This window comes from Pseudomonas brassicacearum, assembly GCF_003732225.1.
Lineage (GTDB): Bacteria > Pseudomonadota > Gammaproteobacteria > Pseudomonadales > Pseudomonadaceae > Aquipseudomonas > Aquipseudomonas brassicacearum_E.
In genome coordinates this window covers 82,512-95,615 of sequence record NZ_MOBJ01000005.1, presented here as the reverse complement: position 1 = coordinate 95,615, position 13,104 = coordinate 82,512, and the positions used below count along the sequence as shown (strand labels likewise).

The window sequence follows — 13,104 nt, the reverse complement described above, 5'->3', positions numbered from 1 at the left end:
TCCCGACGGCTCGCCGGGCTCTCTATTCTGGCCTATTGGCGTCGCGCCAGCACCTACCAGACGGCGTTTGATCGAGCAGATCAGACGAGCTCTGCACCGCTCATTCGACGAAAGTTTCAGGGCGGCAAATTGACACACCGTACCCAAGGCTTTTACCCTAGCCAACAGCGATTGTAAATTGGTATTACCAATTAACCAAGAACGCTGACCAGTGCCTTACCAACAACAATTAGGGGCCACCCCATATGCAAACCTGGCAACAGCTTTACAGCCCGCTCGGCAGTCTCGGCTTGTCCGCGCTCGCGGCCGTTATCCCTATCGTATTTTTCTTCCTGGCTCTGGCCGTGTTCCGCCTCAAAGGACACGTCGCCGGGAGCATCACCCTGGCCTTGTCGATACTGGTGGCGATATTCGCCTTCAAGATGCCTGTCGACATGGCCTTTGCCGCTGCTGGTTATGGATTTGCCTACGGACTGTGGCCGATTGCCTGGATCATCGTGGCTGCGGTTTTCCTCTACAAACTGACGGTCAAGAGCGGCCAGTTCGAGGTGATCCGCAGCTCGGTGCTGTCGATTACCGACGACCAACGCCTGCAAGTCCTGCTGATCGGTTTTTGCTTCGGTGCGTTCCTGGAAGGTGCCGCCGGATTCGGCGCACCGGTAGCGATTACCGCCGCGTTGCTGGTTGGGCTGGGTTTCAACCCGCTATACGCCGCCGGCCTGTGCCTGATTGCCAACACTGCGCCGGTAGCCTTCGGCGCACTGGGGATTCCGATCATCGTGGCCGGGCAAGTCACCGGCATCGATGCCTTCAAGATCGGCGCCATGGCGGGTCGCCAGTTGCCGCTGCTGTCGGTGTTCGTGCCGTTTTGGCTGGTGTTCATGATGGACGGCCTGCGCGGCGTTCGTGAAACCTGGCCCGCAGCACTGGTGGCCGGCCTGAGCTTCGCCGTGACCCAGTTCTTCACCTCGAACTTCATCGGCCCCGAGCTGCCGGACATCACCTCGGCACTGGTCAGCCTGGTCTCCCTGACCCTGTTCCTCAAGGTCTGGCAGCCCAAGCGTTCGTTCGCCGAAGCAACCGCCAGCGTCGGCGCCGCAACCGTGAGAAGCGCCGGTGGTTTCGGTCAACCGCGTACGACCCAGCCTTCGCCGTACAGCATCGGCGAGATCTTCAAGGCCTGGTCGCCATTCCTGATCCTCACCGCGCTGGTCACCCTCTGGACCCTCAAGTCCTTCAAGGCGATGTTCGCCGCCGGCGGCTCGATGTACAGCTGGGTGTTCAACTTCGCCATCCCGCACCTTGACCAACTGGTGATCAAGACCACCCCGATCGTAGCCGCCCCGACCGCCATTCCGGCGGTGTTCAAACTCGACCCGATTTCCGCGACCGGCACGGCGATTTTCTTCTCCGCACTGATCTCGATGCTGATCCTGAAGATCAATTTCAGAATTGGTCTGACCACCTTGAAAGAAACTTTCTACGAGCTGCGCTGGCCTATTCTGTCGATCGGCATGGTGTTGGCCTTCGCCTTCGTCACCAACTATTCGGGCATGTCGTCGACCATGGCGCTGGTACTGGCAGCCACCGGCGCTGCCTTCCCGTTCTTCTCGCCATTCCTCGGTTGGCTGGGTGTATTTCTGACCGGCTCGGACACCTCGTCCAATGCGTTGTTCAGTTCGCTGCAAGCGACCACCGCGCACCAGATCGGCGTCAACGACGTGCTGTTGGTGGCGGCGAACACCAGCGGTGGCGTGACCGGCAAGATGATCTCGCCACAATCGATCGCCGTGGCCTGCGCCGCGACCGGCCTAGTGGGCAAGGAATCCGACCTGTTCCGCTTCACTCTCAAGCACAGCCTATTCTTTGCCACTATCGTCGGCCTGATTACGCTGGCCCAGGCCTACTGGTTTACCGGCATGCTGGTGCACTAAGGGCGACACGCAGCTACACGAAGCATGGAAAAAACCGACGCCGGGATACGATCCCGGCGTCAGCGACTCACCACCCGGTCTGCAAGACTGCTGAAAGCTTCCCGCTTTATAGTCAGCAGCCTCAGCGGACGGATAACCGGCCGAGAGACACGCCCGATGAGCGAGCTTTTTTACAACGCTGTGCCGAACGCGACCCGTGTCGCCCCGCCACTGCCAGAACCGCGCCAGTACCCCAGCGAGAAACCGCAGCGGGTCTACCTGTTCGGCACGTGTGTGGTCGATCTGTTTTATCCCGAGGCCGGGATGGACGCGATTCACTTGCTCGAACGCGAGGGCATTCGCGTCGAGTACCCGCAAGGGCAAAGCTGCTGCGGACAACCGGCCTACACCTCGGGTTACACCGAACAGGCCCGGACCGTAGCGCGCTCGCAACTGGCGCTGTTCGCCGAGGACTATCCGGTGGTGGTGCCTTCGGGTTCCTGCGCGGGCATGCTGCGTGAACATTACGCCGACTTGTTCAAGGACGAGCCGGATACGCTGAAACAGGTTCAGGCCCTGGCGGCACGGACCTACGAGTTGGCTGAGTTTCTGCTGTTCGTCTGCAAGGTGCAGCTCAAGGACAGCGGCGAGCCGGTCAAAGTGGCGCTGCACACCTCGTGCTCGGCGCGGCGTGAGATGAACACCCACTTGCATGGCCGCGAGTTGTTGTCGCAACTGAGCAACGTAAAACGGGTCGATCATGACCACGAAAGTGAATGCTGTGGCTTTGGTGGGACATTCAGCGTCCGAATGCCAGACATTTCCGGTGCGATGGTCGAGGACAAGACCCGAGCCCTGAAGGAATCCGGCGCACACACGGTGTTGAGTGCCGACTGCGGCTGTTTGATGAACATCAACGGCTCGCTGGAAAAACAGAACGAAGCGTTACGCGGTCAACACCTGGCCAGCTTCCTCTGGCAGCGTACCGGAGGTGCCCGATGAGCACTTCCACGCTGATTCCGACGGTAGCGATTGAAGAAGATTTTCGCACCCGGGCTCACGAGGCGTTGGGTGACAAGCAACTGCGGAACAACTTTCGCAGTGCGATGGATTCACTGATGGCAAAGCGGGCAGCGTCCTTCAGCGATGCCTTTGAGCGAGAACACTTACGCGCATTGGGCAATGCTATTCGTGCCCGCGCGTTATCCAAGTTGCCCGACCTGCTCGAGCAACTGGAACAGAACCTGACCCGCAACGGTGTGACAGTGCACTGGGCGGAAACGGTGGACGAGGCCAATGGCATCGTCTTATCGATCATCCGTGCTCACGAGGCGCGGCAAGTGATCAAGGGCAAATCGATGGTCAGCGAAGAGATGGAGATGAACCATGTCCTCGCGGCTCAAGGTGTTGAATGCCTGGAGTCGGACATGGGCGAATTCATCGTCCAGCTCGACCACGAGAAGCCTTCACACATCATTATGCCGGCGATCCACAAGAATGCCGGTCAGGTCGCGTCCTTGTTCCACGACAAACTTGGCGTGGAATACACCAAGGACGTTGACCAACTTATTCAGATCGGTCGCAAAGTCTTGCGGCAGAAGTTCTTCGAAGCGGACATCGGCGTCTCCGGCGTCAACTTCGCCGTGGCCGAAACCGGCACCCTGCTGCTGGTTGAAAACGAAGGCAACGGGCGCATGTCGACCACCGTGCCGCCGGTACACATTGCCGTCACCGGCATCGAGAAAGTCGTCGAAAACCTGCGCGACGTTGTACCGCTGCTCTCCTTGCTGACGCGCTCGGCCCTCGGCCAGCCAATCACCACCTACGTCAACATGATCTCCGGCCCGCGTAAGGCACATGAACTCGACGGCCCGCAAGAAATGCATCTGGTATTGCTAGACAACGGTCGCAGCCAGGCCTTTGCCGACAGCGAACTGCGTCAGACCCTGAACTGCATCCGCTGCGGCGCCTGCATGAACCATTGCCCGGTTTACACGCGCATCGGCGGTCATGCGTATGGCGAGGTTTATCCGGGCCCGATCGGCAAGATCATCACCCCCCACATGGTTGGCCTGGCGAAAGTCCCGGACCACCCGAGCGCCTCGTCGCTGTGCGGCGCCTGCGGTGAAGTCTGCCCGGTAAAAATTCCGATCCCGGCACTGCTGCGCCGCCTACGCGAAGAAAACGTCAAAGCCCCTGACAGCCCTCATCAAGTGATGCGCGGTCAAGGCAGCAAGTTCTCGCGCAAAGAGCGTTTCATCTGGAACGCCTGGGCGAAACTCAACAGCTCGCCAACGCTGTATCGGCTGTTCGGTTTCTTCGCCACTCGCCTGCGCGCCCTCACGCCAAGCAACGTTGGCCCATGGACGCAAAACCATAGCGCGCCAAAACCCGCCGCCCGCTCACTGCATGACATGGCCCGCGAACATCTGGCCAAACAGGGAGATCGCTGATGAGCGCCAAGCAAAACATCCTCGCCAAACTGCGCAACAGTCTGACCGGCACCACGCCAGTACCTGACAACTTCGACGAGGCGTTGGTGACCGAGCCCTACACCTACACGCCGGAACAACGCATCCCGCAACTGCGCAAATTAATGGAAGCGGTGCACACCGAAATCCACCTGACCAGTGAGCAAGGCTGGCCAGAGTTGCTCGCGCAATTGCTGCGCGACCGTCAGTTGCCGAGCCTGCTGATCGCGCCGACTACGCCCCATGGTCAACGCATCACGCAGCACTGGTCGAACAATCCCGAGCTGCCAACACTCAAGGCCTACGACCGCCCAGTAGAAGAATGGAAGGCAGAGCTGTTCAACGACACTCCGGCCAGCCTGACCACCACCCTCGGAGCAATCGCCGCCACCGGCAGCCTGATCATCTGGCCCACCCGCGAAGAACCACGGCTGATGAGCCTGGTGCCTCCGGTGCATTTCGCCCTGCTCAAGGCCAGTGAAATTCGCGACAACTTCTATCAGGTGCAGCAAGAGTTCGAGTGGGCCCAAGGCATGCCGACCAACGCCTTGCTGGTGTCTGGCCCGTCGAAAACCGCCGACATCGAGCAAGTCCTGGCTTACGGCGCCCACGGCCCGAAAGACCTGGTGGTGCTGATTCTGGAGGACCAATGAGTCTACCGGCAGCGTTCCTGCGCGATGCGCAGCAGCTGATTCCCCATGACCGGAGTTTCGACGATCCGCTGTCGACCCTGGCCTTCGGTACCGACGCCAGTTTCTATCGGCTGATCCCGAAACTGGTGATTCGCGTCGAGTCTGAAGATGAAGTGGTTGCCCTGCTCAAACTGGCCCAGCGTGATCAGGTTCCGGTGACCTTTCGCGCCGCCGGCACCAGCCTCTCTGGTCAGGCCATCAGCGACTCGGTGCTGATCGTCCTCGGCGATAACTGGAACGGTCGCGAGATCCGCGCTCAGGGCACACAAATCCGTCTGCAACCGGGAGTGATCGGCGCACAGGCGAACGCCTGGCTGGCACCGTTTGGCCGCAAGATCGGCCCCGATCCGGCGTCGATCAATGCCTGCAAAATCGGCGGCATCGTCGCCAACAACGCCAGCGGCATGTGCTGCGGCACCGCGCAAAATACCTACCACACGCTGGCCGGCATTCGCCTGGTACTGGCCGATGGCAGTCGCCTCGACACCGAGGACGCCACCAGTGTCACGGCATTTCGCAGCAGTCACGCGGAACTGCTGGAACGTCTGGCGACCCTGGGCCGCGAGACCCGCGCCAATAGCGAATTGGTCGCAAAAATTCGCCACAAATATCGTCTGAAAAATACCACCGGCCTGTCGCTCAATGCCTTGGTGGATTTTGACGAGCCTGTGGATATCTTGAGCCACTTGCTGGTGGGCTCCGAAGGCACGCTGGGGTTTATCAGCGCGGTGACCTACGACACGGTGCTCGACCATCCGAACAAAGCCTCGACGCTGATCGTGTTTCCGGATGTCGAAACCTGCTGCAACGCCGTGACCGTGCTGAAAAGCCAACCGGTCTCGGCCGTGGAACTGCTCGACCGCCGCAGCCTGCGCTCGGTGCAGGACAAACCCGGGATGCCGGCTTTCGTCCAGCAACTGTCGGCCAACGCCTGCGCCTTGTTGATCGAATCCCGCGCCGCATCAACTGCGCTGTTGCATGAACAACTGGCGCAGATCATGAGCTCGCTGGTCGCGTTTCCAGTAGAGAAACAAGTCGACTTCACTCAAGACCCGGCGGAAAACGCCAAGCTGTGGGCGATCCGCAAAGACACCTTCCCCGCCGTCGGCGCGGTGCGCAAAACCGGCACCACGGTGATCATCGAAGACGTGACCTTTCCGGTCGAGCAACTGGCGGCTGGTGTGAACCGTTTGATCGAGCTGTTCGACAAACATCACTACGATGAAGCAATCCTTTTCGGTCACGCACTGGAAGGCAATCTGCACTTCGTCTTCACCCAAGGCTTCAACAGCTCGGAAGAAGTCGCACGCTACCAGGCGTTCATGGACGACGTGGCGCACTTGGTCGCCGTCGAGTTTGGCGGCTCGCTGAAAGCCGAACACGGCACCGGGCGCAACATGGCGCCCTTCGTCGAACTGGAATGGGGCAGCGATGCCTATCAGTTGATGTGGCAGCTCAAGCGCCTGCTCGACCCGAACGGTATTCTTAACCCGGACGTGGTGCTGAGTGAGGATCCGCAGATCCACCTCAAACATCTGAAACCGCTGCCGGCCGCCGACGAGATTGTGGATAAGTGCATTGAATGCGGTTTCTGCGAGCCGGTCTGCCCATCGAAAGGCCTGACCTTGAGCCCGCGCCAGCGCATCGTGATCTGGCGTGACATTCAGGCGAAAAAGCGCGCTGGCATCGACACCTCGGAACTGGAAGAGGCTTATCAATATCAAGGCCTCGACACCTGCGCCGCCACCGGACTGTGCGCGCAACGCTGCCCGGTCGGAATCAACACCGGCGAGCTGGTGAAAAAACTCCGTGGCCGCACGGCAACCCGGACGAAAACCGCCAACTGGCTGGAAGGAAATTTCGCCACCGCGCTGCAAGGCGCGCGCTTCACGCTGCACGTGGCCAACGGCGCACGAATGCTGCTGGGCGCACCACGGCTGACGAAGTTTTCCGCCGCGCTGAGCAAGCTGTCCAAAGGGAAAATCCCGCAGTGGACCAATGCCATGCCGCAACCGGAACGAGCGATTCGCTTCAGCCCGACAGTGACCGACGCGCGCCCCCGCGTGGTCTATCTGGCGGCGTGTGTGTCGCGGGTCATGGGCCCGGCGGCCGGCGACAAGGAACAGATGTCGCTCTACGACAAGACTCGCGGCCTGCTGGAAAAAGCCGGCTACCAAGTGGTCTCGCCGAGCAATCAGGACAACCTCTGCTGCGGTCAGCCGTTCGCCTCCAAAGGCTACACGGAACAGGCCGAACACAAACGCCAGGAGCTGATTGGCGCGCTGCTGCATGCCAGCCGCGGCGGGCTCGACCCGATCTATTGCGACACCAGCCCTTGCACCTTGCGTCTGGTGCAAGACCTCGGCGATGCGCGCCTGGATCTGTACGACCCGGTGCGCTTCATTCGCACGCATTTGATCGACCGACTGGACTTCACGCCTCAGGAAGCGCCGATTGCAGTGCATGTCACCTGCAGCACCCAGCACCTCGGCGAGAGCCAGGCGTTGATCGATCTGGCGCGACGTTGCAGTAAGAACGTGGTTATTCCAGAAGGCATTCACTGCTGCGGGTTTGCCGGCGACAAGGGCTTCACCACACCTGAACTGAACGCTCACTCACTGCGCACATTGAAAGATGCCGTGCAGCATTGCAGCGAAGGCATCTCCACCAGCCGCACCTGTGAAATCGGCCTGAGCCAGCATGGCGGGATCGATTATCACGGATTGGTTTACCTGGTGGACCGAGTGACCCAGGCCAGGACGGTCTGATACATACGCCATCCAGCAAGGGGCACCTCGCCCCTTTGCTGTATTCTCCCGCCGACGAAAAACGTCTCTGTTTTTCACCCCATCCAAGAACCCTTGTGCGCCGCGACAGTCTATCTATTAAGCCCAAGCCCCTTGGTTCCCGACGTTGTTCTAGGAGAGACCCCCATGAAGCGATCCGCCCTGGCCGGACTGCTTATCTGCGCAACACTGACAACCTCCCACGCCTTTGCCTCGAACGAGGGCGATCTGTGCGCGAGGAACCTTCAAACACTCACTAGCGAACTGGCCAATGCGACCAAGCTGGATGCCGCCACACAAGGCGATGCCACGAGCAAACTCCAGCAAGCAAAATCCGCTCGTGACGCAAAAAATGACAGGGAATGCGTAGCCCTGACGCAGCAGGCGCTGCAGTCCGTTCAAAGCCACAAGAACAGCCAGTAACCCGGCCCTGACGCGCACGCTGGACAGAAGGTCGACTCGCCACACGCATTGGCGTACACTACACACGCTTGCTGCTCAAATTGATTCACAGAGCAGTGAGTTCGGGGCCGTTTAGGATTCGACGCCGGTTGCGAAACTTTAGGTGCATGCCGAGTTGGTAACAGAACTCGTAAATCCACTGTTGCAACTTCCTATAGTTGCCAATGACGAAACCTACGGGGAATACGCTCTCGCTGCGTAAGCAGCCTTAGCCCTTCCCTCCTGGTACCTTCGGGTCCAGCAATCATCAGGGGATGTCTGTAAACCCAAAGTGATTGTCATATAGAACAGAATCGCCGTGCAGTACGTTGTGGACGAAGCGGCTAAAACTTACACAACTCGCCCAAAGCACCCTGCCCGTCGGGTCGCTGAGGGTTAACTTAATAGACACGGCTACGCATGTAGTACCGACAGCGGAGTACTGGCGGACGGGGGTTCAAATCCCCCCGGCTCCACCAAACGAAGCATCAACGAAGCCCGCCTAGTGCGGGCTTTGTTGCGTCTGGGGTTCGAGCAAAAGACTCTTCATCTTCCGTAATCAGACCTCAACATCGCCATCTCCCCCCTGCTCTATTCACCAGCCTATGCAATCCGCACCGGCTCGCGCCCCTTCATCAACCCCACCGCAAGTGCCGATAGAATCAGCGCAATCGAAATCCCTTCATTGAAATCAACCCGATGCCCAAGCATCAGCATCGAACCTGCGACGCCAAACACCGGTATCAGCAAAGACAGCGGTGCCACCCTGGAAACCGGATACTCTCGCAGCAATAGATTCCAGCCCCAATAACAGAAGTGCGTCGCCGCGTAGACCTGAAACAACAGCGAGAACACCGACACCCACTCAAGGTGTGTTACCAAGGTGGTGAAGGGGGCGGAGCCGTGCGCCAGCCAGGTGAGCACCAGCAAGGGAATCGGCGGGAACAGGCTGGCCCACACCACAAAAGCAAACATTTCCCGGACCTTTGACTGCTTGATGATGACGTTGCCGACACTCCAGCTAAATGCACTCATCAGCAACAAGCCATAACCCACTGTCGTTGCATGACCCGGGCTACTAAAAATAATGCTGATCAAGCCCAGTGCTGCGAGCCCCACTCCAAGAGTCTGTCCAAGGCTCAGATGCTCGCGAAACAGCAATACTCCCCAACCCAAGGTAAAAAAAGCACTGAACTGGATTAACAGGGCAGCAGTCCCTGGCGGCACACCCAGCTCGATACCCAGGTTGATCAACGCCCACATAGCGACCCCGAAAATCAATCCATAGGCGGCCAGCCACCCCATGGCGATCGGCGGACGCCTGACAAAAAACACCCACGGCAACGCCGCCAGCGTAAAGCGAAGAGCTGTCAGCAACAGCGGATCAATAGCGGCCAGAGCCAGTTTGGTTATGGGAAAGTTCAGGCCCCAGACAGCCGTCACTAACACGGCCAGGGTCAGGTGTTTTTTCTGCATGAAGTTCTATTTCCAGAAGGCAGGGCCGGCGGCTGTATGCCCCAAGCACGGCCCTACTATGCGTAATTGGGACAATGGCTCGCTTGCACTATCAGGTCATAGATCATTAAATTCGGGCCATGCGCGAAACTGAAATAGATCCCTACGAAAACACGCCCCGCGATGCTGTAGTCACGGCCAATAACTATCTGGATGGCCAGCGCTTTACGCTGCATACCCATCGACGTGGGCAGTTCGCCTATGCCGTCAGTGGTGTCATCACGGTATTCACTAGCCAGGGTAACTGGGTCGTGCCCCCACAAAGGGCTATCTGGGTACCGGCGGGAGTGCCCCATGAAATGAGCATGAGCGGACCGGTGACCATGCTCAATACCTACATCCGTAGCCGCGCCGCCGCTCGGCTCAGCCTGCCAGCGTACTGCCAGGTTTTCGGCGTGTCGGCACTGCTTCGGCAGTTGCTGATCCGGGCCATGGACGTTCCGGCGCTGTATGCCAAGGAGCATCTGGACGGCCATCTGATGTCCTTGTTGCTCCACGAAATAGCTGACATGTCGCCCCTATCGCTCAATGCACCTCTTCCGAGCGAACCAAGGTTGGCGCACGTCTGCCGAAAGCTACTGGAGCGACCGTCGCTGGAAACCGGAATTGATGATATGACCCGGCAGGTCGGGATGAGCCGCCGCACATTTACCCGGCTGTTTCGCCAACAAACCGGTATCAGCTTTGTCGAATGGCGTCAGCAGGCATGCCTGTTGGCGGCCGTGGTGCGCTTGGGCAACGGGGAGGCGATAACGCGGGTGGCGACTGATCTGGGTTATAGCAGCCCGAGTGCCTTCACCAGTGTTTTCCGTCGAGTACTGGGCGAAGTACCCAGTCGGTATTTTCCAAAAAAAATGCTTTGAGCTTCCCCGGCAGTCTCAAAATCCCCACAGACCTATCAATAAACATTACCATTTGCGACGTAATAGTCGAAAACGATGGGAAGTCGAATGCGCAGGTTTGCTGTATTTCTTTTGGCATCCATGCTGACAGCGTGTGGGACGGGACTGCCCGTCGAGAATACGAAAGCAGTGGAGAACGTAGCGTCCGGGAATGGGCACACCCCACTGGAAATGGATGGTTATACCGCTAACAAACTGGATACCCTGCTCAAAGAACGCTCGGTGACCAACCCTGAAGACATCGGGCAGATGAACAATCTGATTTCACGGGAGTTTTTGGGGCTGCCCTATGTCGCGAACAGGTTGCAGGGCTCTTCTACCACCCCGGAAGAATTGGTAGTCGACTTCAGGGGCCTGGACTGTTTCACCTATCTGGATTACGTCGAAGCGCTGAGAAAGTCCAACAATGAAGCGGACTTCTTCAAAAACCTCATTCAGACGCGTTATGTGAACGGCAATCTCGATTTCCTGCATCGCCGGCACTTTTTCACAGACTGGTCGCAGGCCGAGCAAAAACTGGCCGACGACGTCACCTCTCAAATCAGCCCTCATGCGGTAACCGTGGTCAAACGTCTCAACCGAAAAGCAGATGGCAGCGCCTACTTGCCGGGCGTGCCCATGATCGAACGCAGTATTACCTACATCCCTAGCGCGTTTGTTAACGACCGCGTGATCAGCCGCTTGCAGACTGGCGATTACGTTGGCATTTACACCCAAGTCGCAGGCCTGGACGTCACCCATACAGGATTCTTTATCAACAAAGACGAAGGGCCCGTGCTGCGTAATGCCTCTTCGAAGAAAAAAAACAGAGAAGTCGTAGACTCTCCATTCAAGGACTACATAGCGAAGACGCCAGGGATCGTGGTGTTACGGGCGCGGCAAACTGTGCCTGAGGTTCAATGAATTCTGGGTCGTCCCTCTGACACGAGCCCTCTGCATCCTCAAGCCTCAACGAAGCCCGTCTTGTGCGGGCTTTGTTGCATCTGGGGTTTGTATGTCACTCACCTGTTCAAGGAGCGGACACCAACGCCAAATCAGCTCGCCCAACACCCTGCACCTCGGCGGGACTCGCGCAGGCGACAAAATCCTCTTTGCGCAATAGCACCAGCGCGATCAGCGACACCACCCCCGTGCCGATGTAAAAGTACCAGGGCGAGGTAATGTCTCCGGTGACCTTGATCAGCCAGGTAGAAATCAACGGTGCACTACCGCCAAATACCGCCACCGGAATGTTGTACGCCACCGCGATGCCGGTGGAGCGGATTCGGGTAGGCAACAACTCGCTCATCAATGCGTAAGTCGACGAGGCGTACAGGCCGAACAGGATTGCCACTGTCATCAACGGGTAGATAAACGAAGCCGGCGTCGCCGTGGGTGCCGATTTGAACAGCCAGTACATCGCCAAAGTTGCCAGGGTGCCGACCACCAACAGAAACGGCTTGCGCCCATATTTATCGGTGAATGCGCCGCCGAACGGCATGACGATTGCGGCCGAGAGGCTGGCAATGAAGACGTAGAGCAAGGTCGTGCCACTGTCGAACTTGAGAATGCTCGACATGTAGGTCGAGGCAAAGGTCAGCACCAGATAAAAGATCGAGCTGTGCAGGGTGATGATGAAGAACACCAGAGCAATCGCCCGTTTCCACTGCCAGACTTCTCTCAGAGGCGCTTTCGAGGTCTCCCCCGCGCGCTGCAACGCCAGGAACTCGGGACTGTCTTCCAGCTTCAGGCGGATGTACATCGAGATCAGGCCCAGCGGCGCCGCGATCAGAAACGGAATACGCCAGCCCCAGGCTTGCATCAGGTCCGCGCCCATTACCCAGGTCATGCCGTTGGCCACAGCACCGCCCAGCAACAGGCCGAGTACCGCCGTCACCATCAACCAGCAGGTCGCAAACCCGCGTCGCCCGGGCCCGGCGTACTCGGAGATGAAACTGGTGATGGTGCCAATCTCGCCACCGGCCGAGAAGCCCTGCACACAGCGGATCAACACCAGAAGGATCGGCGCGGCGATACCGATCGATGCATAGGTTGGCAACAGCCCCAGCAAAAAGGTGGAGCCGGCCATCATCACCAGCACCGTGATCAGGGTTTTGCGTCGGCCGATCTTGTCCGCCAGCGGACCGAAGAACAGCCCGCCCAGCGGTCGGATGAAAAAGCTCAAGGCAAACGCAGCAAAACTGGCGAGCAGGCTGGTGGTCGGGTCGTCCGAGACGAAGAACGCCCTGCCGATATAGACGGCGAGAAAACCGTAAACGCCGTAGTCGTACCACTCAATCAGGTGGCCGGAGGTTGCACCGATAAACGCCCGGCGCCGTTGCCGGGCCGGGTTTTTCTGTTGAATGCCCACGTGAGGGACTCCTGTCTGACTTCTATCCATGGAA

10 protein-coding genes and 1 other RNA gene are annotated in these 13,104 nt (G+C 58.8%); 9 read left to right on the top strand and 2 right to left on the bottom strand.

Translation table 11 applies throughout. The features are described from left to right. Positions 1-245 precede the first annotated feature (245 nt). The 7 genes from BK659_RS06015 to ssrA all read left to right on the top strand — a co-directional run bounded on the left by BK659_RS06015 (position 246) and on the right by ssrA (position 8,782). On the top strand, positions 246-1,934 hold the full coding sequence (locus BK659_RS06015; RefSeq protein ID WP_123424195.1) for a lactate permease LctP family transporter: 1,689 nt from the start codon (positions 246-248) through the stop codon (positions 1,932-1,934). Between the two features lie 156 nt (positions 1,935-2,090). Continuing rightward, positions 2,091-2,915, top strand: a complete 825-nt coding sequence (locus BK659_RS06010) for a (Fe-S)-binding protein (protein WP_123424194.1) — start codon at positions 2,091-2,093, stop codon at positions 2,913-2,915. Further along, positions 2,912-4,366: a LutB/LldF family L-lactate oxidation iron-sulfur protein gene (locus BK659_RS06005; RefSeq protein ID WP_123424193.1), complete on the top strand. Its 1,455-nt coding sequence runs from the start codon at positions 2,912-2,914 to the stop codon at positions 4,364-4,366. Before BK659_RS06010 ends, BK659_RS06005 begins: the two co-directional genes overlap by 4 nt. Continuing rightward, positions 4,366-5,037, top strand: a complete 672-nt coding sequence (locus tag BK659_RS06000) for a LutC/YkgG family protein (RefSeq protein ID WP_123424192.1) — start codon at positions 4,366-4,368, stop codon at positions 5,035-5,037. The genes BK659_RS06005 and BK659_RS06000 overlap by 1 nt, the downstream gene beginning before the upstream one ends. Further along, positions 5,034-7,844, top strand: coding sequence for an FAD-binding and (Fe-S)-binding domain-containing protein (locus tag BK659_RS05995; protein ID WP_123424191.1), 2,811 nt, complete (start codon positions 5,034-5,036; stop codon positions 7,842-7,844). Before BK659_RS06000 ends, BK659_RS05995 begins: the two co-directional genes overlap by 4 nt. A 165-nt stretch (positions 7,845-8,009) precedes the next feature. Then, positions 8,010-8,285: a hypothetical protein gene (locus tag BK659_RS05990; protein ID WP_123424190.1), complete on the top strand. Its 276-nt coding sequence runs from the start codon at positions 8,010-8,012 to the stop codon at positions 8,283-8,285. A gap of 103 nt (positions 8,286-8,388) precedes the next feature. Further along, positions 8,389-8,782, top strand: a transfer-messenger RNA (tmRNA) gene (gene ssrA, locus BK659_RS05985). 124 nt (positions 8,783-8,906) lie between these two features. On the opposite strand, the gene BK659_RS05980 is transcribed toward ssrA, so the two are convergent. Further along, positions 8,907-9,779, bottom strand: a complete 873-nt coding sequence (locus tag BK659_RS05980; RefSeq protein WP_123424189.1) for an EamA family transporter — start codon at positions 9,777-9,779, stop codon at positions 8,907-8,909. A gap of 119 nt (positions 9,780-9,898) precedes the next feature. Here BK659_RS05980 and BK659_RS05975 point away from each other — a divergent pair, with 119 nt between their 5' ends. Continuing rightward, the gene (locus BK659_RS05975) at positions 9,899-10,681 is read left to right on the top strand and encodes an AraC family transcriptional regulator (protein WP_123424188.1); all 783 of its coding nucleotides are present in this window, start codon (positions 9,899-9,901) and stop codon (positions 10,679-10,681) included. A gap of 87 nt (positions 10,682-10,768) precedes the next feature. Beyond that, complete coding sequence (locus tag BK659_RS05970; RefSeq protein ID WP_123424187.1) at positions 10,769-11,623, top strand: DUF1460 domain-containing protein; 855 nt, start codon at positions 10,769-10,771, stop codon at positions 11,621-11,623. 106 nt (positions 11,624-11,729) lie between these two features. Here BK659_RS05970 and BK659_RS05965 read toward each other — a convergent pair whose 3' ends face one another. After that, complete coding sequence (locus tag BK659_RS05965; RefSeq protein ID WP_185015286.1) at positions 11,730-13,100, bottom strand: MFS transporter; 1,371 nt, start codon at positions 13,098-13,100, stop codon at positions 11,730-11,732. Positions 13,101-13,104 lie beyond the last annotated feature (4 nt).

What these genes read in the sequence shown, in the direction of transcription:
- BK659_RS06015 (WP_123424195.1), top strand. Translation starts at nt 246, where the DNA reads ATGCAAACCTGGCAACAGCTTTACAGCCCGCTCGGCAGTCTCGGCTTG.
- BK659_RS06010 (WP_123424194.1), top strand. Translation starts at nt 2,091, where the DNA reads ATGAGCGAGCTTTTTTACAACGCTGTGCCGAACGCGACCCGTGTCGCC.
- BK659_RS06005 (WP_123424193.1), top strand. Translation starts at nt 2,912, where the DNA reads ATGAGCACTTCCACGCTGATTCCGACGGTAGCGATTGAAGAAGATTTT.
- BK659_RS06000 (WP_123424192.1), top strand. Translation starts at nt 4,366, where the DNA reads ATGAGCGCCAAGCAAAACATCCTCGCCAAACTGCGCAACAGTCTGACC.
- BK659_RS05995 (WP_123424191.1), top strand. Translation starts at nt 5,034, where the DNA reads ATGAGTCTACCGGCAGCGTTCCTGCGCGATGCGCAGCAGCTGATTCCC.
- BK659_RS05990 (WP_123424190.1), top strand. Translation starts at nt 8,010, where the DNA reads ATGAAGCGATCCGCCCTGGCCGGACTGCTTATCTGCGCAACACTGACA.
- BK659_RS05980 (WP_123424189.1), bottom strand. Translation starts at nt 9,779, where the DNA reads ATGCAGAAAAAACACCTGACCCTGGCCGTGTTAGTGACGGCTGTCTGG.
- BK659_RS05975 (WP_123424188.1), top strand. Translation starts at nt 9,899, where the DNA reads ATGCGCGAAACTGAAATAGATCCCTACGAAAACACGCCCCGCGATGCT.
- BK659_RS05970 (WP_123424187.1), top strand. Translation starts at nt 10,769, where the DNA reads ATGCGCAGGTTTGCTGTATTTCTTTTGGCATCCATGCTGACAGCGTGT.
- BK659_RS05965 (WP_185015286.1), bottom strand. Translation starts at nt 13,100, where the DNA reads ATGGATAGAAGTCAGACAGGAGTCCCTCACGTGGGCATTCAACAGAAA.